This is a genomic window from Pseudohaemophilus paraphrohaemolyticus (genome assembly GCF_003253115.1).
GTDB classification, from domain to species: domain Bacteria; phylum Pseudomonadota; class Gammaproteobacteria; order Enterobacterales; family Pasteurellaceae; genus Haemophilus_A; species Haemophilus_A paraphrohaemolyticus_A.
This window is the reverse complement of sequence record NZ_QEQF01000002.1, coordinates 1-22,097: the sequence shown is the minus strand read 5'-3', so window position 1 is coordinate 22,097 and position 22,097 is coordinate 1. Positions and strand designations below refer to the sequence as shown.

Sequence of the window (22,097 nt, the reverse complement as noted above, 5' to 3'; positions counted from 1 at the left end):
CAAGCTGTCAGACAACATTTATTCCCATAAATTTAACTGATTCGTTACTTTTTTGCTTGGAAAATGGACATTTAAGCCAATTAAACGAATATTTCGTTCATTTCTACGTCCCCAAACTTGATGTAGTAATTCTTTAAATCTCTCAAATTCTAGCCCATCAGTGGTTCGTTCAATCGTTGTTTGGTTGAAATCTTCAAATTTTAATTTGATACCCAGTTTCTTAAATTCCTGCAAAGGCATATCCGCCCAATTGCGTTGAATGCGAAAAAGGAGTTTGTGATAAAGCTCATCAATAATCTGTTCTGCCTGTTCGAGCGTGTTGATGTCTTGCAAAAGCGTGTTTTCAACCGCAAGGGATTTACGTGGGCGATCTACTTCTACTTCACGCATATCAATACCGTGACAGAAATCCCACAAACGCTGCCCAAACTTGCCAAATTCTTGATAAATCATCGCTTGCGAGTTTTGTTGAACATCTTGACAAGTAAGTAAGCTCATTTGTGCTAGCTTTTCTTCCGTGACTTTGCCCACACCAGGGATCTTTTTAAGCGGTAGATTTTTAACAAAGTTTTGTACTTCTTCAGGAGGGATCACAAATTGTCCGTTCGGTTTATTCTGATCGGAAGCAATCTTCGCCAAAAATTTAAGCGGAGCAACACCTGCTGAAGCCGTTAAATGCAATTCATCCCAAATCGCTTGGCGAATATTTTCCGCAATCCAAGTCGCTGAACCTGAATGCAATTCGCAATCGGTGACATCCAAATAGGCTTCATCTAACGAAAGCGGTTCAATAATCTGGGTGTAACGCTGAAAAATCTGATGAATTTGTGCGGAAACTGATTTATACAATGTCATATTCACTGGCAGCAAAATCAAATTCGGGCAGAGTTTCAATGCTGCCGCAGTTGACATTGCGCTATGTAACCCAAATTTTCGGGCTTCGTAATTACAAGTGGTTAGCACTCCACGCTGATTTGCCTTACCGCCCACCGCAACAGGCTTGCCTTTTAATGAAGGATTTTCTCGAATTTCAACGGCCGCATAAAAACAATCCATATCGATATGGATAATTTTTCTTGTTTTCTGCTCTGTCGTCATTTGTAAAACGTCCTTCAAAATCTACCGCTTATAAATGGATATAAAACCAGTTTTATTTTAACTAAACACTGGTAAAATTTCCACAATAATTCACTGTTCGAGGCATAAAATGTTATACGGCTTGGCGATTGTACTCATCCCTCTCATTCTCGGTTATTTTTCACGCATTTCTCACCCAACGATTTTGCACTGGGTTAATCGCATTGTGAGTCTTTGCCTCTATCTTATTTTACTTGTGATCGGAGTTTCGCTTGGTCAACTAGATAATATTATCGAAAAACTGCCGCAAATTGGCTCCGCAGCTTTCGTGCTTAGTCTTTCCATTCACGCCTGCAATGTTGTTAGCCTTGCGATTTATGATAAATGGCACCCGATGGTTCGCGAAGCCGTTGCACAAGATGAACTACCTTCTCGCTTGGCTCAATTGATGATGTCATTAAAATTGATTGGTGTAACAATTTTAGGTGGATTATTTGGTTTTTTGACTAAAGATTTCTTCATGTTCCCGTCACATGCAAGTTCTGTCGTATTGGTCGTCATGATTTTAGGGGTTGGTATTCAACTCAGAAATAGCGGTATTCCGTTGCGAGAAGTGTTCTTGAATAAACAAGGCATTCAAACCTCAATTGTCTTTATGGTAAGTAGTTTGATTGGTGGCGTTATTGCTGCTTGGTGGCTTGATTTTCCAGCCATAAAAGGGCTTGCTTACGCCTCTGCATTCGGTTGGTATTCGCTCTCAAGTGTTTTAGTGCACGATGCATGGGGAGCATTGTATGGCAGTATTGCGTTTTTTAACGATCTTTCGCGGGAAATTTTATGCCTCTTTATGATCCCATTTTTTATGCGGAATTTTCCATCAACGGCAGTGGGATTAGGCGGTGCAACCTCATTAGATTGTACTTTGCCGATCATTCAAAAATCAGGCGGAATGCAAGTCGTGCCATTAGCAATTAGCTTCGGCTTTATCGTAAACCTTGCGGCACCATTATTGTTAGCAATTTTTATTGGATTGTCTTAATAAACTAAAACCGCCCTTATCTATTAGACTTGGACGATTTATAATTATTTCTGACTACTCAAAATCTCATTCATTAACCGAATATCAATATGGCAATAGCGATTTGGATTTTTATCTAAATAATCTTAATGATACTCTTCCGCTGGAAAATAGTGCTCAAGCGGTTTATTTTCGACTGCAAGTGGTTGATTATATTGTGTTTGTAGCGAATTTAACGCTTGAGTAACGACTTCTTTATCTGCTGGATTACTATAATGAATCCCTATGCGATATTGAATCTCTTTATCTTAGCCTTGTTGGTTGATGCTGGTTGGATCAATCACGCCATTAATGCGTTGCATAAAGGCTTCGGATCCGTCAGAAACAACCGCCCGCTAAATAAATTTGACGAATACTTGACATAAATTTCTCGTATTCTTTTGTTTGTTATAAAAAGAAAAAATTGACCGCTTGTATTATAGTACTGAAAATCGTCTTTCCAATAGCAAATAAGTGCCTTGAATAATCCAGCCAACAGTTAAGGCGAATAAAATAGTACTCACGCCAAAGGTTCCACCCATTACGATACCGAAACCACAGACGCTAATTTCAATAGCGGTACGAACGCGACCTACATTCCAACCAAATTTTTGGCAAATACCGACCATTAAGCCATCACGAGGACCTGCGCCTAATTTGCAAGAAAGATAGAAGGCTGTGCCGATGCTAAAGATGATGATACCGAAAAGCATGTAAAAAATGCGAGTCGATAAGAGTTTAGGCTGCTCTATCCATTCGGTAGTTTGATCGATAAAAAAGGAGATAATGAGCACATTGAGAATCGTCCCTAAACCAAATTTGAGTTTGAAAGGAATCCAAAACAGGAGAACAATCGCACTAATTAATGCAATTGACCAACCAATGGACATCCCTGTTTGTAAAGCTAAACCTTGCGAAAGCACCGTCCAAGGCGCATTGCCTAATTTGGCAGAAACAAGCAAGCCTTCGCCAATGCCCATAATTGCCATCGCAATAGAGATAATCAGCAAATTGGTAGGTTTGATTTGCCATTGATGTTTTGCTGCCCAAGGCATAAGTGGAATAGACGGTTTTTTCGACATAATGTGTAGAGATAAAATTGTTTTAGTCGTTGAAAATAATATAGCATAAACAAATTGTGTTTTTATAATATTTCGGAATAAAAAATAATTAAGATTTTTTAATCAATAGCACAAAAGTTTGATAAAAATCAGAAGATTTTTTTTAAAAAAGCCGTTATAGTAACCAAACTTTTTACCACTTCGTTTTTTAAATAAAAAACGATTAATATTTCACTTTTTTGAGGTTTTTATGGATGCTTTAAACAGCCTTTTAGGTATTGTTGTATTGCTTTTAATTGCCTTTTTACTTTCTTCAAATAAAAAAGCAATTAATTATCGAACTGTATTAGGTGCGTTAGGTTTACAAGTTGGGCTTGGTGCATTAATTCTTTACGTTCCCGCAGGCCGCCATGTATTACAAGCGTTAGCAGACGGTGTAAACAACGTGATCGGTTACGGTTTTGAAGGTATCAAATTCGTATTTGGTGGCTTAGCAAGCGATAAAATTTTCGAAGTAATGGGCGGTGATGGCTTTATTTTCGCAGTTCGCGTTCTCCCTTCAATCGTATTCTTCTCTGCATTAATTTCTCTTCTTTATTACATTGGCGTAATGCAATGGATTATAAAAATCATTGGTGGTGCATTACAAAAATTATTGGGTACATCAAAATCTGAGTCAATGTCTGCAGCAGCGAACATTTTCGTAGGTCAAACTGAAGCGCCATTGATCGTCAAACCTTACATCAGCAAAATGACTGAATCTGAGTTATTTGCTGTCATGGCGGGTGGTCTTGCTTCTATTGCAGGTTCTGTAATGGCTGGCTATGCAGGTATGGGGGTTCCGTTAACTTATTTGATCGCAGCATCATTTATGGCGGCTCCAGCAGGTTTATTATTTGCGAAAATTTTAGTACCACAAACAGAACAGTTTAACGATGACATGTCTAAAGTTGAAATGGAGAAACCAGCGAATATTTTAGACGCTGCAGCGGCAGGTGCAGGTGCAGGTATGCAGCTTGCACTAAACGTTGGAGCAATGTTAATCGCATTTGTGGCATTAATCGCATTATTGAACGGTATCTTAGGTGGTGTTGGTGGTTGGTTCGGTATGCCAGAACTTTCACTTGGTATGCTATTTGGTTACATTTTCCGACCGCTTGCATGGGTAATTGGTGTGCCGTGGGAAGAAGCTCATATTGCTGGTCAAATGATCGGTACAAAACTTGCTATCAATGAGTTTGTTGGTTATTTAGAATTCTCTAAATATTTATCGCCAGAATCAGCAATTCAATTGACCGATAAAACTAAAGCAATTATCACTTTCGCATTGTGTGGTTTTGCAAACTTCAGTTCAATTGCAATCTTAATCGGTGGTTTAGGTGGTATGGCACCAAATCGTCGTGGTGATATTGCTCGTCTTGGTATTAAGGCGGTTATTGCAGGTTCATTGGCTAACTTAATGAGTGCGACCATTGCAGGCTTGTTTATCGGTTTAGGCGGTTCAATCGCGTAATCCCAAATTCATTTAGTAACACCACGGTAACGTGGTGTTATGCTTTGTAGCAAACGGAAACGTTTGCTTTGTTTATCTATTAAGAGGAAAGAAAAATGACTCCACATATTAACGCTCCAGAAGGTGCTTTCGCTGATGTTGTAATTATGCCAGGTGACCCGCTTCGCGCAAAATACATTGCTGAAAAATTCTTAGACGATGTGAAATTAGTGACTGATGTTCGTAATATGTTCGGTTACACTGGCACATACAAAGGTCGTAAAATCTCTGTAATGGGTCATGGTATGGGTATCCCTTCCGCATCAATCTATGCAAAAGAGTTAATCACAGAATATGGCGTGAAAAAATTGATTCGCGTAGGTACTTGCGGTTCAGTTCGCCCTGATGTTCACGTTTATGATGTAGTAATCGGTTTAGGTGCTTGTACAGATTCAAAAGTAAACCGTATTCGTTTCAAAGACAACGACTACGCACCAATCGCAGACTTCAATATGACCATGGCCGCAGTTCAAGCGGCAAAAGCAAAAAATATCGATGTAAAAGTAGGTAATTTCTTCAGTGCTGATTTATTCTATACACCAGATGTTGAAATGTTCGATGTAATGGAAAAATACGGCATCATCGGTGTTGAAATGGAAACAGCAGGTATTTATGCTGTGGCAGCGGAATATGGTGCAAAAGCATTAGCAATCTGCACAGTGTCAGACCACATCCGCACTCACGAAGTAACCAGTGCAGAAGAGCGTCAATTAACCTTTAACGGCATGATTGAAATCGCATTAGAATCTGTTTTAATTGGTGACCAACAATAATTGATTGCATTATCCCTCAAACGAAAGTTTGGGGGATTTTTATATCTGTTATTTACTCAATATACTGCATAATTATGCAATTTTATTGAGATTAAATTCAATTCAGTATAAACTACACAAAACTCAAAAAAAAACAGGAAACCAATATGAGCAAATACAAAATTTTCGTCGATGGGGCGGTAGGCACAACAGGTTTACGTATTTTCGATCGCTTAGGACAAGCGGATGATATTGAATTACTCACATTACCAGAAGAACAGCGCAAAGATTTAAGTGCTCGAGTGGCGAAAGTCGCAGAAGCAGATTTAACTTTTCTTTGCTTGCCAGATGAGGCTTCAAAAGAACTTGTGGCTCATGCTCCTGAGAACGCTCGTATTTGCGATACTTCAACTGCTCATCGGGTTAATCCTGATTGGATTTATGGGTTTGCAGAACTCTCAGGGCAGCGTGAAAAACTCCAAAATGCGAACCGCGTTGCTGTGCCAGGTTGCCACGCGACAGGCTATATTGCTTTGGTTCGCCCATTGATTGAAAAAGGTATTTTGCCTGAGGATTACCCACTTTCTTGCCACTCTTTAACAGGATATTCGGGCGGTGGTAAAGGGATGATTGCGGAATATGCAGATAAAAAGCGTACTGAAAAATATGATGCCCCGCGCGTGTATGGCTTGAGCTTAAAGCACAAACACTTGCCTGAAATGCAAGCGATGACAGGTGCGAACCAGCCTCCGATTTTTACCCCTGTAGTGGCGGATTATTACAGCGGGATGTTGGTTAGCGTACCTGTGCCAATGGTAGCTTTACAAGCGGTCGAAAATGGCGAAGATGTTGCAAAATCATTGGCGGAGTATTACCAAGGCTCAAAACTTATTTCCGTGCATAGCTATGCAGAGATGCCTGAAGATAATATGCTCGCTGCTAATCAGTTAAGTGGCAAAGATAACCTCGAAATTTTTGTTTATGGTAACGAGACCCAGCTATTATTGGTTGCTCACTTTGATAATTTAGGCAAAGGTGCATCCGGTGCAGCAGTGCAGTGTATGAATATTATGCTTGGGCGTGAAGAAACCGCTGGGCTTGAGATTTAAGGAAAAAGTATGCAAACCGAAGAGATTATCCAATTCGCAAATTTATTAGAAAAATCAACCGCTTACCTTTCCAAATGGCAGGATAAGACCATTGTGGTGAAATATGGCGGCAATGCGATGATTAACGAAGCGCTCAAACAAGCGGTAATGAAAGATATTTTATTGCTCAACCAATTAGGCGTAAAAATCGTACTGGTGCATGGCGGAGGTCCTGAAATTTCCCAAGGAGTTAAACTGCTTGGCAAAGAACCGCAATTTATCAACGGTTTACGTGTCACGGATGAAGATACCATCAATGTGGTGTTGCAAATGTTGGCAGGCAAAGTGAACAAAAGCCTCGTAGCGTTGTTAAAAGGTAAGGGCGTGGGGCTTTGCGGAGCAGATGGCTCAATGATTAAATGCGAAAAATTACAGGCGGAAGTCGATTATGGCTTTGTCGGCAATATTACCAAAGTGAATACGCAACTGTTAGAAATTGCCTTGAATGCGAATTTTATTCCTGTGATTTCAACTGTGGGAGTAGATGCAAGTGGTCAAATTTATAATATCAATGCCGACACCGCTGCGAGCGAAATTGCGATTGCTTTAAAAGCCGAAAAATTGGTGTCGATGACCGATATTGCGGGTTTGTTGCGAGACCGTTTCGATGAGAGTACACTCATTCCAGAAGTGAAAGTAGCAGATGTGCAAGCCCTCATTGATGAGGGAATTATCGCAGGTGGAATGATCCCGAAAATTGCTTGCTGTACGGATTTTATTCAAGCAGGTGGCAAAGTGGCTTCAATTATTGACGGGCGAGTAGAGCACGCCATTTTGCTTGAAATGTTGAGTGACAAAGGCAACGGCACAAGGTTTTATGCGTAAAAATCCCCCTCTTTAGAAAAGAGGGGTTAGGAGAGATTTGATTGCGATATCGATTTCCTCTATGTAGCTTAATTTTGCAAACATTATCGAAAAATTAATCGCTTTCTTCGGTAATACCTTCTGCCAAATCTCCCCCAACCCCTCTTTGCTAAAGAGGGGAGCTATAAACAAGCGGTGAAATTTTAAAGGAAAAAACACAATGACAAACACAACCAGCAATGAAATAAAACAATTAGACAGCGATTACATCGCCCAAACTTACGGCAGATTTAACCTCGCACTCTCACACGGAAAAGGCTGCCAAGTGTGGGACTTTGAAGGCAACGAATATTTAGATTTCACTAGCGGTATCGGCGTAAACAGTCTTGGTTGGGCAGATGAAGATTGGTTAAACGCAGTTGTGCATCAAGCCAGCTCGCTTGCCCACACTTCAAATTTATTCTTCACCGAACCTTCTTCTCGTTTAGCTAAAAAATTGGCAGAAGCAAGCGGTCTAAAACGTGTCTTCTTTGCCAACTCTGGTGCAGAAGCGAACGAGGGGGCGATCAAAACTGCACGCAAATATAGCCACGATAAATATGGAAAAGATCGTGCAACCGTTTTAACGCTGGTCAATTCTTTTCATGGACGTACCATTTCAACCCTTTCTGCTACAGGACAAGAGGTATTCCACCAACATTTTTTCCCATTCACCAAAGGTTTCGATCACACGCCAGCCAATGAATTACGAGCACTTGAAACGCGTTTAGGTCAAAAAGATGTGTGTGCCATTATTTTGGAAGTCGTGCAAGGTGAAGGCGGGGTTTGCTCGTTAGATCACGAATATTTGCAAGGTGTACAAGCACTTTGCCATCAATATGATGCCTTGTTGATTATTGACGAAGTGCAAACGGGGGTTGGCCGTACGGGCACAATGTTTGCCTACCAACAATTTGGTTTAACACCAGATATCATTACGCTTGCCAAAGGCTTGGGCGGTGGCTTACCTATCGGGGCGTTTGTATTGGGCGAGAAAGTGCAAGATACGCTTGGCAAGAGCGATCACGGTTCCACTTTCGGAGCAAACCCTGTGAGCTGTGCGGGAGCAAACGCCGTGCTAACGAAAATTGATGATACATTTTTAGCTGAAGTCAAACGTAAAGGCGAAAAATTGCAAAAAGCATTGGCAGCATTACCTAAAGTAAAATCAGTCTCTGGCTTAGGCTTAATGATTGGCGTAGAATTTGAGGAAGGCACAAAAGCCGCCGATGTAGTTGTAAAATGCATTGAAAAAGGTGTGCTTTTCTTAACCGCGAAAACTAAATTACGCTTATTACCGCCATTGATTATCAACGATGAGCAAATTGAGAAAGGAATAGCAGTGTTGAAAGAAGTGCTAGAAGCCTAACAATCAAGTTAGTTAGATAGCATAGTAAAACAAAAACGCAGAAATTATTGAAATTTCTGCGTTTTTTCTCTTAAGTATTGAATAACATCAATTCTTAGTTTTTGAAAATCACATCTTCTCTCGGATCGTAATCTGTTGCTTTCAATACTTTATTTTCTTCAAAATATTTTTTCAACATTTCTGCATCAATAAAGCCAGTGTTTACATATCAGCCCTTTGAATTGGGTTTTCAAACACTACTTTGCCTACAACGGCTATTTTTAAGCCATTTTTGTTTAACATTATGTAAGGTTTTACTAATGGTTGTTCAGTTTGTTTATTCACTACGTTTGCAGAAATGAATGGGAATTTTGCCCATTTTTCTTGCATCGTTAAGATTTGAAGTGGTGAATCAAATTCGTAGTTACCTAATACCATCGCTTCATAGCCGATTTCATTTAAGCCTTCAATATCAGGGCGGGCATTTTGCATATCTGATTCTGGCACACCTGTATTGACATCACCCGCATTAAGAATGATTACTGAACCGCCTTTTTTCTCCACTTCATTGCAAATTTGATCGACAACATTTTTTTGTGCACTTAAGCCATATTCGCCCTTGTTGTTATTCCAGAAGTGACCATGTATATCATTTGTGTGTAATACGGTAAATTTATAGGTTTTGTTTGCTTGATAAGCTATTGCCTAGGTAGAGGTTGCTAAAGCTAATGCTAAAAGTGTTTTGTAAATTTCATAATAAGCCTTTTAAGGTGAGTAAAAAATCGTTGCAAGCGGTCAAATTTAAACTAGATTTTGCAAATTAAAAGAAGAGGATTAAGCCCCAAGTAATGGCAAAAAGTACCATTGCCATAAATACAGCGGCCGAACCAATATCTTTAGCTCTACCTGAAAGCTCGTGATATTCCGAGCCAATGCGATCAACCACAGATTCCACCGCACTATTGAGCAATTCTGCAATCAAGACAATAAAAATGCTACCAAGAAGTAAAATTTTCTCGATAGCACCATTGCCGAACCAAAACGCCAGCGGAATTAAAATAATCGCCAACCAAACTTCTTGGCGAAAAGCAGCCTCATTGAGATAAGCCGATTTCAAGCCTTTCATTGAATAGCCTGCAGCACGAATAACACGTGCAAAATTTGCTTTATTTTCAGGTTTCATAACTTAATCCAAAAGAGAAAAACAGGCAGTATTTTACCTAAAGAAATTATTTGCAACAAAGACAAAATCACCATTTATACAAAAAATAACCAGTTATAACGCAAATAAGCTTAATTTTTTATCTGAATTGGACTTTTCCCTATTCCATTAAAAGGCATTTTCGGCTAATCTGACAGCTCATCATTTTTCGATGAATAATTGGTCTTTTATTTTTTTCAGAAGTGAAACATTATGAGTAATTCTTTATCTTCAAAACTACTCGGCGGTAATCTTGTATTACGCATCGCAGTAGGTCTAATCTTAGGGGTAGGTTTAGCCCTTGTGAATCCTGAATGGGCAAAAGATGTTGGCGTTTTAGGTCAATTCTTTGTGAAATCCTTACGTGCCATCGCACCTATCTTAATTTTCGTATTGGTTATGTCAACCATTGCCAATAAAGAAGTCGGTTCAGATAGTAAAATCAAACCAATTCTTGTGCTTTATGCACTAGGCACATTCGTTGCAGCATTAACTGCTGTAGTGTTGAGCTTCATATTCCCAACCACTTTAGAATTAGTAGCAAGCCCTGATGGTTTAGCACCACCAGATGGCATCGGTCAAATTATCAAAACCGTGGTATTCAACCTCGTGGATAACCCACTTCAAGCCCTTGCAAACGCAAACTTCATCGGTATTTTAGCATGGTCTATCGGTTTAGGTATCGCATTACGTCACTCTTCACCAAGTACTAAAACATTCTTAAGCGACTTTGCAGATGCGGTTTCAGCGGTGGTTAAAGTTGTTATCGCATTAGCACCTATCGGTATTTTCGGTTTAGTTGCAGATACTTTTGCAACCAATGGTTTAGATGCTTTCATCGGTTACGGTCGTTTATTATTAGTATTACTGGGTGCAATGGCGATTGTTGCATTTATCTTAAACCCACTTATCGTATGGTGGAAAATCCGTAGCAATCCATATCCTCTAACTTTCCTTTGCTTACGTGAAAGTGGCGTGATGGCATTCTTTACCCGCAGCTCAGCAGCGAACATTCCAGTGAATATGGGATTATCAAAACGTTTAGGTTTACGTGAAGAAATCTATTCTCTTTCTATCCCGCTTGGTGCAAACATCAATATGGCGGGTGCGGCAATTACCGTTACTGTATTAACACTTGCAGCAGCTTACACACAAGGCATCGTACCTGATTTCTGGTCTGCATTATTATTAAGCATCGTGGCTTCAATCTGTGCTTGTGGTGCATCTGGTGTTGCGGGTGGTTCGCTCTTATTAATTCCATTAGCATGTAGCTTATTTAACATCCCGAACGATATTGCAGCACAAGTAATCGGTGTGGGCTTTATTATTGGGGTTATCCAAGATTCAGCAGAAACGGCGTTGAACTCTTCAACAGACGTATTATTTACCGCAGCGGTAAGTATGGCTGAAGATAACAAAGCAAATTCATAAGGAGAAAATAGAATGGGTACTTTTGGTTACGCAATGATGACAGTTGTTGCATCACTTGCTATGATCTGTTTTTTAGCATTTAATATTTTCTAATTGCTCTCATTTAAATAAAGAAAAACCTGCATATCAAAAGTTATGCAGGTTTTATTTTATGTCTTATATTTTTCTTCGTCATCTTCACTCGCATAACCATGCTCTGGCAATGCTTTTCCATCTAAATACGCGACATTATCTTTAAGCACCAATCTCCCTTCAATAAACCATTTAATCACAAGCGGGTAGATTTGATATTCTTGCTCGCGTGTTCTAGCTTCTACATCTTCTAACTTATCTTCAGGGAAAATTGGTACTTTTGCCTGCAGCACAATCGCACCGCCATCGACTTCTTCATTGACAAAGTGGACGGTAGTGCCGTGTTCGGTATCGCCCGCTTCAATCGCTCGTTGGTAGCTGTTTAATCCCGCATATTTTGGTAGAAGGGAAGGATGGATGTTTAAGATTTTGCCTGCAAAACGTTGGGTAAATTCGGAGGTAAGGATTTTCATATAGCCCGCAAGCACGATCAAATCGACAGATTGCTTTTCCAAATAATTACCAATCGCCTCATCCATCGCGAGGTTATTTGCAAAATCTTTGCGAAGAAATACCGATTGTGGAATGAGGGCTTTTTTCGCTCTCGTTAAGCCATAAGCATCGGATTTATTGCTTACCACACAAGCAATTTGGGCAGGGATATAATCTGAATAGCAAGCATCTATAATGGCTTGAAGATTATTTCCTTGACCAGAAATCAGAACAGCGATTTTTTTCATTTTATAGACCCATTGATGATAATCCGTGGGTAATAAATTACCCACGGTTAGGCATAATCATACCCCTTTGGGGTATATAAAGAATCAGCCCCAAAGGGGCTGAATTATTTTTTTAATTGACGCAGTTATTTCAATATGATGAAGAACTATTCAATCTCAACTTGCGCTTCGCCTTCGCCAAGATGAGCAATTTTACCAATTACCCACGCTTTTTCATCCGCTTGTTCAAGCAATGCAAGAGCCGTTTCAACATCTTTTTCTGGTAATGCAATCACCATACCTACACCACAGTTGAAGGTACGATACATTTCATAACGGCTGATATTACCCTTTTCTTGCAACCAGTTGAAGATTGCAGGCCATTGCCAGCTTGATTCGTCGATCACCGCTTTGGTGTTGTCTGGCAATACGCGAGGAATATTTTCCCAGAAGCCACCACCTGTTAAGTGAGCAATGGCGTGAACTTCAGTCTGTTTGATCAGTTGTAAAATAGATTTCACATAGATTTTGGTGGGTGCTAAAAGGTGTTCACCAAGTGGTTTGCCTTCTAATAAGTCCGCTGAATTTGCACCGCTCACTTCAAGCACTTTACGAATTAACGAATAACCGTTTGAATGTGGACCGCTTGAACCAAGAGCAATAAGTTTGTCACCTGTTTTCACGGCTGTGCCGTCAATGATTTCTGATTTTTCTACCACCCCCACGCAGAAACCTGCTAAGTCGTAATCGCCTTCGTGATACATTCCTGGCATTTCGGCGGTTTCGCCACCCACTAATGCACAGCCAGACATTTCACAACCATCTGCAATGCCTTTAATTACATCTGCTGCCACATCCACTTCTAATTTACCTGTTGCATAGTAATCTAAGAAGAAAAGCGGCTCTGCCCCTTGCACGATTAAATCGTTCACACACATCGCCACTAAATCTTGACCGATGGTATCGTGTTTTTTTAAGTCAATCGCAAGACGTAATTTTGTGCCCACACCATCTGTGCCTGATACTAAAATCGGCTCTTTATATTTGGTTGGTAAAGCACATAATGCACCGAAACCACCTAATCCGCCCATGACTTCAGGGCGGCGAGTGCGTTTTACATCGCCTTTGATACGTTCGACTAACTCATTCCCAGCGTGAATATCTACGCCAGCATCTTTGTAGCTAAGTTGTGTGTTGCTCACGATTAACCTCAATCAGTTGAAATAAAAATCGGGCAGATTATACCATCAAGCAAACGTTTGCGATATTGTTAAATTAATTCATTTGATGACATTTTTAAAATTAAAATGAAATTACTTGCAATCAAAATCTATTTGTACTACTTTAATAGTACAAACAAGCTCAGGATCTAGGAGAAAAAATGAAAACTACAACCGCATTAGTAACCGGCGCAACCGCAGGCTTTGGCTTGGCAATCTGTAAAAAATTGATCGAAGCAGGCTATAAAGTGATTGGCACGGGCAGACGTGCAGCCCGTTTAGCAGAGTTGCATTCGCAATTGGGCAACGATTTTCTACCGCTTACATTTGATATTACCGATTTAGAAGCCACCAAACAGGCATTAAACCAACGCCCAGAAGGCTGGCAAGCGGTCGATTTATTAGTGAATAATGCAGGTCTGGCATTAGGCTTAGAACCTGTCCACCAAGCTGATTTAAACGACTGGGCGCAAATGATCGATACTAATGTGAAAGGCTTAGTGAACATTACACGCCTTGTATTACCTGAAATGGTGGCTCGTAATCATGGGCATATTATTAATTTAAGTTCAATTGCGGGTAATTACCCTTACCCTGGCGGCAATGTCTATGGCGGCACCAAAGCATTCGTCACTCAATTTAGCTTGAACTTGCGTGCCGATTTAGCAGGCACAAAAATTCGGGTGAGTAATGTTGAACCTGGGCTTTGTGGTGGCACGGAATTCTCTAACGTACGCTTCCACGGTGATGATGAAAAAGCCGCAAAAGTGTATGAAAATGTGCAATCGGTTCAGCCTGAAGATATTGCCAACATTGTGTTATGGCTGAACCAACAACCTGAACACGTTAACATTAACCGTATTGAAGTGATGCCAACGGCGCAAAGTTTTAACCCTTTAAAAATCACCAAAGAAAATGAATAATCAACCTAATAAACTTTCTCATTATTTAACGGAAATTACCGAACCCTATTTAGCTTTTTTGCGTGGTTTAACCCCAGCATTACTCTTTTTTGTACTTTATATGGTGATGACTCAATATATTAAAGATCCCGCGTTTGCCAAAGAGCTATTCTTTTATGTTGACGATCCTAAATTATTAAGTATTACTTATTATTTTATTCGTTTCTTAGTGGTTATTCCGTTATTTATTATGCTCTCTGCTTATTTATTGAGTTTGCGGAGTTTTTATTTAAAACAGCAAAAAATTTTAGCAGAGGTCGGGGTTAATTTCTTTATTAAATTAACCTTGTGGATTGTTTTCTGGTTAATTCAAATTATCTCTGGAATTTTTGTTTTATTATTTGCTTGGGTGAACTTTTATAAAGTTTACGATAATCTCTTTTTAATGTAAGAAATATAAGGAAAAATATGTCAGACACACTCTTAAACCCTTATTTCGGCGAATTCGGCGGAATGTATGTACCAGAAATTTTAGTGCCTGTTTTAAAACAGTTAGAACAAGCATTTGTAGAGGCACAAAATGATCCTTCATTCCAAACAGAATTTACCGATTTACTCAAAAACTACGCAGGTAGACCCACAGCTCTCACCCTTTGCCGCAATTTAACCAAAGGCACTAATACCAAACTTTACTTAAAGCGTGAAGATTTATTACACGGTGGCGCACACAAAACCAACCAAGTCTTAGGGCAAATTTTGCTTGCCAAACGAATGGGTAAAACGCGCATTATTGCCGAAACAGGTGCAGGGCAACACGGCGTGGCAACCGCACTGGCGTGTGCGATGCTTGGTATGCCGTGCGTGGTTTATATGGGTGCAAAAGACGTGGAACGCCAATCGCCAAACGTATTCCGTATGCGTTTGATGGGGGCAGAAGTGATTCCCGTACAAAAAGGCTCTTGTTCACTGAAAGATGCCTGCTGCGAAGCAATGCGTGATTGGGCGGCAAACTATGACACTACCCACTATTTAATCGGCACTGCCGCAGGTCCGCATCCCTTCCCAACCATTGTGCGAGAGTTCCAAAAAATGATTGGCGAAGAGACCAAACACCAAATTCTGGAAAAAGAAGACCGCTTGCCTGATGCGGTGATTGCTGCTGTGGGCGGTGGCTCAAATGCGATTGGTATGTTTGCAGATTTCATTGAAGAAACCGCTGTGAAACTCATCGGCGTAGAACCTGCGGGCAAAGGCATTGAAACGGGTGAACACGGTGCCCCCCTGAAACACGGCACCACAGGCATCTATTTCGGAATGAAATCGCCTATTATGCAAGACAAAGATGGGCAAATTGAGGAATCTTACTCTATTTCTGCAGGCTTAGATTTCCCGTCAGTCGGGCCACAACACGCTTATTTAAACGCCACAGGCAGAGCCGATTATGTTTCTATTACTGATGACGAAGCTTTAAATGCGTTCCAAGAATTAGCCAAACACGAGGGTATTATTCCAGCCCTTGAATCTTCACACGCCTTAGCTTATGCGTTGAAACTAATCAAACAAAACCCTGAAAAAGAGCAACTCTTAGTCGTTAATCTTTCAGGACGAGGCGATAAAGACATTTTCACGGTCGATAAAATTTTAAATGGAGGAGCCGCATAATGAGCCGTTTTGATACCCTTTTTGCGAAATTAAAAGCCAAAAACGAAGGGGCTTTTATGCCTTTTGTCACGCTTTGCGATCCTGATTTTGACCGCTCGTTAGAAATTATCGACACCCTCGTTGAAAATGGTGCGGATGCCTTAGAGCTTGGCTTCCCATTTTCTGATCCCTTGCTCGATGGACCTGTTATCCAAGCCGCCAACAAACGTGCTTTAGATGGTGGTTTCAGTACCGACGCCTGCTTTGAACTGATTACTAAAGTCCGTGCAAAATACCCAGAAATGCCGATTGGCTTATTACTTTGTGCCAATTTAGTGTTCGTCCCAACCCAAGAGGTATTCTTCAAACGTTGTGTCGAAGCGGGAGTTGACGCAATGTTAATTGCCGATCTTCCTGTTTTAGCCGCGGAAGAATTCGTCCCAACAGCGAAAAAACATGGCATTCAGTCTGTGTTTATCTGCCCACCGAATGCGGACGAAGAGACAGTAAAACGTGTGGCAGAACTGACTGAAGGTTACACTTACCTAGTCTCTCGTGCAGGTGTTACCAGTGCAGAGAACCAATCTCATGCTGCCAACTTAGACAACCTTGTTGAAGCTCTCAAGCGGTCAAATTCCGCCCCTATTTTGCAAGGCTTCGGCATTGCCAAACCTGAGCAGGTTAAAGAAGCCTTAGCATTAGGTTGCGATGGCGCGATTTCAGGCTCAGCGATTGTGAAAATTATCGAACGCAATTTAGATAACCAAGCAAACTTGCTTAAGGAATTAGGGGAGTTTGTGAGGAGAATGAAAGCAGCGACACGAGCTTAATTTGACAAGCGAGCAAGCGGTTGAATCTTACGTTTTTTTGCAAAACTTTTCTTTGCAAAACTCTCTAAAGATTTAACCGCTTGTTTTCGTTATAATATCCGCAATTGTATCTAAGTATTTATCAAGAGAGTTTTAAATGGCGACTATTGCACAAAATCCGCTGGTGTTGGTGGATGGTTCTTCTTATTTGTATCGCGCGTTTCACGCATTTCCACCGTTGACTAACCGTGAAGGAGAGCCAACAGGGGCGATGTATGGCGTGGTAAATATGTTAAAAAGTTTGATTTCACAAGTTGAGCCGAGCCATATTGCGGTGGTGTTTGATGCAAAAGGCAAAACTTTCCGTGATGAGCTGTTTGAGCAATATAAATCGCATCGTCCGCCGATGCCAGATGAGTTGCGTTCACAAATCCAACCTCTGCATGCCATTATTAAGGCGTTGGGCATTCCACTCATTTCGGTTGAAGGTGTAGAAGCTGATGATGTAATCGGCACGCTCGCGGTGCAAGCTGCAAAAGAGGGCAAGCATGTATTGATTAGCACAGGCGATAAGGATATGGCGCAATTAGTGAATGATTATATTATGCTAATCAACACGATGAATAATACCTTACTTGACCGTGAAGGCGTGATTGAGAAATATGGTATTCCGCCTGAATTGGTAATCGATTGGCTTGCATTGCAAGGCGATTCGTCGGATAACATCCCTGGTGTGAAAGGCGTGGGCGAGAAAACCGCACTTGCCTTGTTGCAAGGTATTGGCTCAATTAAAACCATCTATGAAAATTTAGATAAAGTTGCCGAGCTTAGTTTTCGTGGGGCAAAAACTTTTGCACCAAAATTGTTAGCTGAAAAAGAGATGGCGGATCTTTCTTATTTATTGGCAACGATTAAAACTGATGTTGAGTTGGACGTTACTCATGATCAACTCACTACTTCACCGCAAGATCACGATAAATTGCTGGAGCTTTTCGGCAAATATGAATTCAAAAAATGGCTCAATGAGGTGATGAATGGCACAAATCCTGTGACGACTAGCACCAAAGAACGTATTCCAACCAATTATGAAGTCACGCAAGCGGTCGAAAAAACAGAAAATATTGCAAAAGTAGAAATTGACCGTTCGAAATATGAAACAGTGAGAACCGAGGCCCAATTAGAAAAATGGATTGAGAAAATCCAAAAAGAAAAATTGGTTGCTGTCGATACTGAAACGAATGCCTTGGATGTGATGTCGGCAGAGCTTGTAGGGATTTCATTTGGTTTAGCTTCTGGTGAAGCGTGCTATATTCCATTGACTCACAAAAAAGAAGTGAGAGAACAAGCTGGGCAGGGCGATTTGTTTGTAGAAAGCACTGCAACCGTGTGCTATGAATTGGTAAAAAATCAGTTGGATTTAACCGCTTGTTTATCACAATTAAAGCCGATTTTAGAAGATGAGCAGATCAAAAAAATCGGGCAGAACATTAAATATGATTTAACGGTGTTTGCCAACCACGGCATTGAGGCGCAAGGTGTGGCGTTTGATACGATGCTGGAATCTTATACGCTTAATAGCACGGGGCGTCATAATATGGACGATTTGGCAGATCGCTATTTAGGGCATAAAACCATTGCATTTGAAGAGGTTGCGGGCAAGGGTAAAAATCAGCTGACCTTCGATAAAATCGCCTTGGATGTCGCCTCTGAATATGCCGCAGAAGATGCAGATGTGACGATGAAATTGCATCAAACCTTATTCCCAGAGCTTGAAAAAACGCCGAGCTTGTTGAAGCTGTTTAATGAGATTGAAATGCCGCTTGTGAGAGTACTTTCACATATCGAACGCAATGGCGTGTTAATTGATCCACAAAAATTATTGGCACAATCGCAAGAAATTGAACAGCGTTTAGCAGAGGTGGAAGCGGAAGTTCATCAAGCTGCAAGGCAGGACTTTAACCTTGCCTCAACCAAACAATTACAAGAAATTTTGTTTGAAAAACTCGGTTTGCCTGTGAAGAAAAAAACGCCTAAAGGTGCTCCTTCAACCAACGAGGAAGTGTTGGAGGAATTGGCTCAAGAAGGGCATATCGTGCCAAAATTGTTGATAGAACATCGTGGATTAAGCAAGTTGAAATCAACTTATACTGATAAATTACCGCAAATGATTAACCAGAAAACAGGGCGTGTGCATACCTCTTATCATCAAGCGGTGACGGCAACAGGGCGACTCTCTTCAAGTGATCCAAACTTGCAAAATATTCCAATCCGAAACGAGGAAGGACGTCGCATTCGCCAAGCCTTTATTACTCGTGAGGGATATAAAATTGTGGCTGCTGACTATTCGCAAATTGAACTTCGTATTATGGCACATCTTGCCCATGATGAAGGGATGCTAAAAGCCTTTGCGGAGGGTAAGGATATTCACCGCTCAACAGCCGCGGAGATTTTCGGTGTGTCGCTTGAAGAAGTGACTAACGAACAACGTCGCAATGCAAAAGCGATTAACTTCGGCTTGATTTATGGCATGTCGGAATTTGGTTTATCGAACCAGCTAGGCATTTCTCGCCAAGAAGCTAGAACCTATATGGATGCTTATTTCAATCGCTATCCAAACGTATTGCAATTTATGACCGATATTAAAGCGAAAGCTACAGAGCAGGGCTATGTGGAAACACTTTTAGGTAGACGCTTATATTTGCCAGAGATTCAATCGAGTAACGGAATGCGCCGCAAAGCGGCTGAGCGTGTGGCAATCAATGCACCAATGCAAGGCACGGCGGCAGATATTATCAAAATTGCGATGATTGGCATTGATAAAGCGATTTTCGGCGATGAAAACATCAAGATGATTATGCAAGTGCACGATGAATTGGTATTTGAAGTGAAAGCGGAAATGGTTGAGCACTACAGCCAATTAATTAAAGCTGAGATGGAAAAAGCGATTAAACTCCACGTGCCACTGATTGCAGATGTAGGTGTGGGCGATAACTGGGATGAGGCCCACTAGTTTTTGATACTAGTTTAATAGTACAATAGGAAAATTTTTGTTTTCCCGTTGTCAAAAAAAGCAAATTTATTCCATTTATAAAAAGGAAAATCAATGAATAAATTATTTAGAAAAACGTTGTTTGGATTTGCAATTTTTTCACTAATTTCAACCGCTTGGGCGGATGAAAATGCGGTAGCAGAATTGCAAAGCCGTTTGGAAAAAGTAACCCAATATAGTACGGATTTCGATCAAACCGTACGTTCTAGCAAAGGTAAACAAATTCAATCAGGCAAAGGCAAATTTATGGTTAAACGCCCGAATTTGTTTAGAATGGATACTCAACAACCGCAAGAAAATCAGATTATCTCTGATGGCAAAAATTTATGGTTCTATGACCCATTTGTTTCACAAGTGACCGTAAATACAGTTGAAGATGCAGTAAACAATACCCCTTTTGTGCTCTTAACCAGCAATAACAAAAGCCATTGGGATCAATATGATGTGGTCCAAAATGCAGATACTTTCGTGCTAAAACCCAAAGCGAAAAAGAGCAGCATTAAGCAGTTTGACGTGCGAATTGATGCAAATGGCGTAATGAAAGGCTTTAGTACTATTGAACGCGATGGGCAAAGTAATCTCTATTTATTACGGAATATTGCATCATCAAATTTATCAAACGATTTATTCAAATTCAGCGTGCCAAAAGGCGCTGAGCTTGATGATCAACGTAAAAAATAATGAACTTAACAAGCGGTTATTTTTTCATAAAATTTAACCGCTTGTTTGCAAACTAGATTTAGAAAGATAATGAAAACAGTGTACCTACAACGTGATCCAGAAGAATGGCAACAGTTTGTTGAACTGCTTGAGCAAGCGGTGAAAGAAGAAAAATTAGAGCAATTCTTTTCTCTTTTCTTAACGTCAGATGAACGCGGTTCTTTAGGTTTACGTACGCAAATCGTTAGGCATTTGCTAAGCAATGATCTGTCTCAACGTGAAATTCAGCAAAAACTGAATACCAGTGCGGCAACGATCACGCGTGGTTCGAATATGCTAAAAACACTAGATGCTGATTTCTTAGGTTGGGCGAACGAGAAACTCAATGGTAAAGCGTAGAGAAAGCCGAAAGCGTCGTTCATCAGGCTTATTTAAAAGTACCAAAAAACTCTTTAATTTGCTGCTAAGTTTTTATATGCCTAAGGAAATTTCGACTAAATTAGGTTGGGCATGGTTTGGCTCAAGTCGAATTTTTGCACCGATTTTTGTGACTTTATTAAGCGTAATGTTGTTATTCAGTACGGTTCCCGTTCCTTATTCCGCTTATATGGTGCAACAAAAAGTAGGGCATTTGATAGAAGGAAAATCTTACGACATTAAGAAAAAATGGGTAAGTTTAGATAAGATTTCTTGGCAAATGCAAATGGCAGTCATTGCTTCTGAAGATCAAAAATTTGAAAGTCACTTTGGGATTGATTTAAATGCCATTCAAATTGCATTGCAAAAAAATGCGACATCTAAGAAAGTGCGAGGTGGTTCGACAATTTCCCAACAAACGGTCAAAAATATGTTTCTTTGGCATGGGCAAAGTTGGATTCGTAAAGGCATTGAATTACCACTAACCTTTGCTATTGAAAAGCTTTGGGGCAAAGAGCGGATTTTGGAAGTCTATTTAAATATTGCTGAATTTGGTCACGGCATTTTTGGTGTGGAATCCGCTGCCCAAACTTTTTTCAAAAAATCAGCAAAAAATCTGAGCTTAAATGAAGCGGCTTTATTGGCAGCATCGCTACCAAATCCAAACATTTACCGCGTAGATCGTCCAGGGCCTATTATGAAAAAACGCCAAGCATGGATTATTCGACAAGTTTCAGCGTTGGGAGGACAGCAGTATCTGGATCGGTTAGAGTAGGTCGTTGGATAGGCGGATGATAATCTTACCGTTATCAGAAATATGCGACATACCCAATGAGATACCGCTATTTTGCAATTGATCTACGTTTTCTGCGACTTTATCTGCTGCAACCGTTTGTTTACCCGCTAACTCACCAAGTTGTTCAGGGATTAAACCTTTCTCACAGGTTGTGGTTAAAGTGTATTTGTCACTCAAGTTATCTGGATCTATTGTTTTATAAATTATTTTTATGGAAAACCTAGCGGGTGTTGTATACGCACTTTAAAATTTTCAGTACGTATACAACACCTGCTAAATTCACAGAAAACATCTTAAAATATAATAAATTAGTTAATTTATTATAATCTATCTCTATGAGAT

21 protein-coding genes and 2 pseudogenes are annotated in these 22,097 nt (G+C 40.3%); 15 read left to right on the top strand and 8 right to left on the bottom strand.

Translation table 11 applies throughout. The features are described 5' to 3' along the window. Positions 1–18: 18 nt before the first annotated feature. Positions 19–1,098, bottom strand: a complete 1,080-nt coding sequence (gene dinB, locus DPV92_RS02910) for a DNA polymerase IV (RefSeq protein ID WP_111353607.1) — start codon at positions 1,096–1,098, stop codon at positions 19–21. Positions 1,099–1,207: 109 nt separating this feature from the next. On the opposite strand from dinB, the gene DPV92_RS02905 reads away from it, so the two are divergent. Further along, positions 1,208–2,116 carry a lysine exporter LysO family protein gene (locus DPV92_RS02905; protein ID WP_111353606.1) on the top strand — a complete coding sequence of 303 codons (909 nt, stop codon included), beginning with the start codon at positions 1,208–1,210 and terminating at the stop codon, positions 2,114–2,116. Positions 2,117–2,160: 44 nt separating this feature from the next. Here the strand turns inward: DPV92_RS02905 and DPV92_RS02900 are convergent. Both DPV92_RS02900 and yczE read right to left on the bottom strand, forming a co-directional pair. Then, positions 2,161–2,518 (bottom strand): annotated as a pseudogene (locus DPV92_RS02900) (peptide-methionine (S)-S-oxide reductase). 53 nt (positions 2,519–2,571) lie between these two features. Then, positions 2,572–3,216 carry a membrane protein YczE gene (yczE, locus tag DPV92_RS02895; protein ID WP_111353605.1) on the bottom strand — a complete coding sequence of 215 codons (645 nt, stop codon included), beginning with the start codon at positions 3,214–3,216 and terminating at the stop codon, positions 2,572–2,574. Between the two features lie 229 nt (positions 3,217–3,445). Between yczE and DPV92_RS02890 the strand changes: the two genes are divergently transcribed. The 5 genes from DPV92_RS02890 to DPV92_RS02870 all read left to right on the top strand — a co-directional run bounded on the left by DPV92_RS02890 (position 3,446) and on the right by DPV92_RS02870 (position 8,859). After that, complete coding sequence (locus tag DPV92_RS02890; RefSeq protein WP_111353604.1) at positions 3,446–4,708, top strand: NupC/NupG family nucleoside CNT transporter; 1,263 nt, start codon at positions 3,446–3,448, stop codon at positions 4,706–4,708. Positions 4,709–4,803: 95 nt separating this feature from the next. Continuing rightward, a complete protein-coding gene (deoD, locus tag DPV92_RS02885) occupies positions 4,804–5,520 on the top strand; it encodes a purine-nucleoside phosphorylase (RefSeq protein WP_111353603.1) in 717 nt (238 codons plus the stop codon). Positions 5,521–5,666: 146 nt separating this feature from the next. Further along, entirely contained in the window at positions 5,667–6,608 is a 942-nt protein-coding gene (gene argC / locus DPV92_RS02880) for an N-acetyl-gamma-glutamyl-phosphate reductase (protein ID WP_111353602.1), read from the top strand. A gap of 9 nt (positions 6,609–6,617) precedes the next feature. Then, entirely contained in the window at positions 6,618–7,472 is an 855-nt protein-coding gene (gene argB / locus DPV92_RS02875) for an acetylglutamate kinase (protein ID WP_111353601.1), read from the top strand. 199 nt (positions 7,473–7,671) lie between these two features. Continuing rightward, positions 7,672–8,859 carry an aspartate aminotransferase family protein gene (locus tag DPV92_RS02870; protein WP_111353600.1) on the top strand — a complete coding sequence of 396 codons (1,188 nt, stop codon included), beginning with the start codon at positions 7,672–7,674 and terminating at the stop codon, positions 8,857–8,859. 210 nt (positions 8,860–9,069) lie between these two features. On the opposite strand, the pseudogene DPV92_RS02865 reads toward DPV92_RS02870, so the two are convergent. Both DPV92_RS02865 and DPV92_RS02860 read right to left on the bottom strand, forming a co-directional pair. Continuing rightward, positions 9,070–9,540, bottom strand: a pseudogene (locus tag DPV92_RS02865) (metallophosphoesterase); the annotation flags it as partial. A 118-nt stretch (positions 9,541–9,658) separates the two neighbouring features. Further along, positions 9,659–10,021, bottom strand: coding sequence for a diacylglycerol kinase (locus DPV92_RS02860; protein ID WP_111353598.1), 363 nt, complete (start codon positions 10,019–10,021; stop codon positions 9,659–9,661). 231 nt (positions 10,022–10,252) lie between these two features. Between DPV92_RS02860 and sstT the strand changes: the two genes are divergently transcribed. Further along, positions 10,253–11,470 (top strand): serine/threonine transporter SstT, encoded by a 1,218-nt coding sequence (sstT, locus tag DPV92_RS02855; protein ID WP_111353597.1) that lies wholly within the window; start codon positions 10,253–10,255, stop codon positions 11,468–11,470. Positions 11,471–11,619: 149 nt separating this feature from the next. Here the strand turns inward: sstT and purN are convergent, their stop codons facing one another. Together purN and purM are read right to left on the bottom strand one after the other, a co-directional pair. Beyond that, complete coding sequence (purN, locus tag DPV92_RS02850; RefSeq protein ID WP_111353596.1) at positions 11,620–12,282, bottom strand: phosphoribosylglycinamide formyltransferase; 663 nt, start codon at positions 12,280–12,282, stop codon at positions 11,620–11,622. A gap of 146 nt (positions 12,283–12,428) precedes the next feature. Then, positions 12,429–13,463, bottom strand: coding sequence for a phosphoribosylformylglycinamidine cyclo-ligase (purM, locus tag DPV92_RS02845; protein WP_111353595.1), 1,035 nt, complete (start codon positions 13,461–13,463; stop codon positions 12,429–12,431). A 179-nt stretch (positions 13,464–13,642) separates the two neighbouring features. Between purM and DPV92_RS02840 the strand changes: the two genes are divergently transcribed. The 8 genes from DPV92_RS02840 to mtgA all read left to right on the top strand — a co-directional run bounded on the left by DPV92_RS02840 (position 13,643) and on the right by mtgA (position 21,734). Beyond that, positions 13,643–14,404 carry an SDR family oxidoreductase gene (locus DPV92_RS02840; protein WP_111353594.1) on the top strand — a complete coding sequence of 254 codons (762 nt, stop codon included), beginning with the start codon at positions 13,643–13,645 and terminating at the stop codon, positions 14,402–14,404. Continuing rightward, positions 14,397–14,834 carry a hypothetical protein gene (locus DPV92_RS02835; protein WP_111353593.1) on the top strand — a complete coding sequence of 146 codons (438 nt, stop codon included), beginning with the start codon at positions 14,397–14,399 and terminating at the stop codon, positions 14,832–14,834. The genes DPV92_RS02840 and DPV92_RS02835 overlap by 8 nt, the downstream gene beginning before the upstream one ends. A gap of 17 nt (positions 14,835–14,851) precedes the next feature. Then, positions 14,852–16,045, top strand: a complete 1,194-nt coding sequence (trpB, locus tag DPV92_RS02830) for a tryptophan synthase subunit beta (RefSeq protein WP_111353592.1) — start codon at positions 14,852–14,854, stop codon at positions 16,043–16,045. Next, entirely contained in the window at positions 16,045–16,854 is an 810-nt protein-coding gene (trpA, locus tag DPV92_RS02825; RefSeq protein WP_111353591.1) for a tryptophan synthase subunit alpha, read from the top strand. The genes trpB and trpA overlap by 1 nt, the downstream gene beginning before the upstream one ends. A 136-nt stretch (positions 16,855–16,990) precedes the next feature. Further along, positions 16,991–19,843, top strand: a complete 2,853-nt coding sequence (polA, locus tag DPV92_RS02820; protein WP_111353590.1) for a DNA polymerase I — start codon at positions 16,991–16,993, stop codon at positions 19,841–19,843. 93 nt (positions 19,844–19,936) lie between these two features. Beyond that, positions 19,937–20,563, top strand: a complete 627-nt coding sequence (gene lolA, locus DPV92_RS02815) for an outer membrane lipoprotein chaperone LolA (protein ID WP_111353589.1) — start codon at positions 19,937–19,939, stop codon at positions 20,561–20,563. Between the two features lie 69 nt (positions 20,564–20,632). Further along, positions 20,633–20,941, top strand: a complete 309-nt coding sequence (gene trpR, locus DPV92_RS02810; protein WP_111353588.1) for a trp operon repressor — start codon at positions 20,633–20,635, stop codon at positions 20,939–20,941. Beyond that, entirely contained in the window at positions 20,928–21,734 is an 807-nt protein-coding gene (gene mtgA, locus DPV92_RS02805) for a monofunctional biosynthetic peptidoglycan transglycosylase (RefSeq protein ID WP_111353587.1), read from the top strand. Before trpR ends, mtgA begins: the two co-directional genes overlap by 14 nt. Here the strand turns inward: mtgA and DPV92_RS02800 are convergent. Next, positions 21,726–21,932: a hypothetical protein gene (locus DPV92_RS02800; protein ID WP_111353586.1), complete on the bottom strand. Its 207-nt coding sequence runs from the start codon at positions 21,930–21,932 to the stop codon at positions 21,726–21,728. The two genes, mtgA and DPV92_RS02800, sit on opposite strands and share 9 nt — an antisense overlap. Positions 21,933–22,097 lie beyond the last annotated feature (165 nt).

What these genes read in the sequence shown, in the direction of transcription:
- argB (WP_111353601.1), top strand. Translation starts at nt 6,618, where the DNA reads ATGCAAACCGAAGAGATTATCCAATTCGCAAATTTATTAGAAAAATCA.
- DPV92_RS02835 (WP_111353593.1), top strand. Translation starts at nt 14,397, where the DNA reads ATGAATAATCAACCTAATAAACTTTCTCATTATTTAACGGAAATTACC.
- mtgA (WP_111353587.1), top strand. Translation starts at nt 20,928, where the DNA reads ATGGTAAAGCGTAGAGAAAGCCGAAAGCGTCGTTCATCAGGCTTATTT.
- purN (WP_111353596.1), bottom strand. Translation starts at nt 12,282, where the DNA reads ATGAAAAAAATCGCTGTTCTGATTTCTGGTCAAGGAAATAATCTTCAA.
- polA (WP_111353590.1), top strand. Translation starts at nt 16,991, where the DNA reads ATGGCGACTATTGCACAAAATCCGCTGGTGTTGGTGGATGGTTCTTCT.
- DPV92_RS02870 (WP_111353600.1), top strand. Translation starts at nt 7,672, where the DNA reads ATGACAAACACAACCAGCAATGAAATAAAACAATTAGACAGCGATTAC.
- trpA (WP_111353591.1), top strand. Translation starts at nt 16,045, where the DNA reads ATGAGCCGTTTTGATACCCTTTTTGCGAAATTAAAAGCCAAAAACGAA.
- DPV92_RS02860 (WP_111353598.1), bottom strand. Translation starts at nt 10,021, where the DNA reads ATGAAACCTGAAAATAAAGCAAATTTTGCACGTGTTATTCGTGCTGCA.
- trpB (WP_111353592.1), top strand. Translation starts at nt 14,852, where the DNA reads ATGTCAGACACACTCTTAAACCCTTATTTCGGCGAATTCGGCGGAATG.
- dinB (WP_111353607.1), bottom strand. Translation starts at nt 1,098, where the DNA reads ATGACGACAGAGCAGAAAACAAGAAAAATTATCCATATCGATATGGAT.
- argC (WP_111353602.1), top strand. Translation starts at nt 5,667, where the DNA reads ATGAGCAAATACAAAATTTTCGTCGATGGGGCGGTAGGCACAACAGGT.
- trpR (WP_111353588.1), top strand. Translation starts at nt 20,633, where the DNA reads ATGAAAACAGTGTACCTACAACGTGATCCAGAAGAATGGCAACAGTTT.
- sstT (WP_111353597.1), top strand. Translation starts at nt 10,253, where the DNA reads ATGAGTAATTCTTTATCTTCAAAACTACTCGGCGGTAATCTTGTATTA.
- yczE (WP_111353605.1), bottom strand. Translation starts at nt 3,216, where the DNA reads ATGTCGAAAAAACCGTCTATTCCACTTATGCCTTGGGCAGCAAAACAT.
- lolA (WP_111353589.1), top strand. Translation starts at nt 19,937, where the DNA reads ATGAATAAATTATTTAGAAAAACGTTGTTTGGATTTGCAATTTTTTCA.
- DPV92_RS02840 (WP_111353594.1), top strand. Translation starts at nt 13,643, where the DNA reads ATGAAAACTACAACCGCATTAGTAACCGGCGCAACCGCAGGCTTTGGC.
- deoD (WP_111353603.1), top strand. Translation starts at nt 4,804, where the DNA reads ATGACTCCACATATTAACGCTCCAGAAGGTGCTTTCGCTGATGTTGTA.
- DPV92_RS02890 (WP_111353604.1), top strand. Translation starts at nt 3,446, where the DNA reads ATGGATGCTTTAAACAGCCTTTTAGGTATTGTTGTATTGCTTTTAATT.
- DPV92_RS02905 (WP_111353606.1), top strand. Translation starts at nt 1,208, where the DNA reads ATGTTATACGGCTTGGCGATTGTACTCATCCCTCTCATTCTCGGTTAT.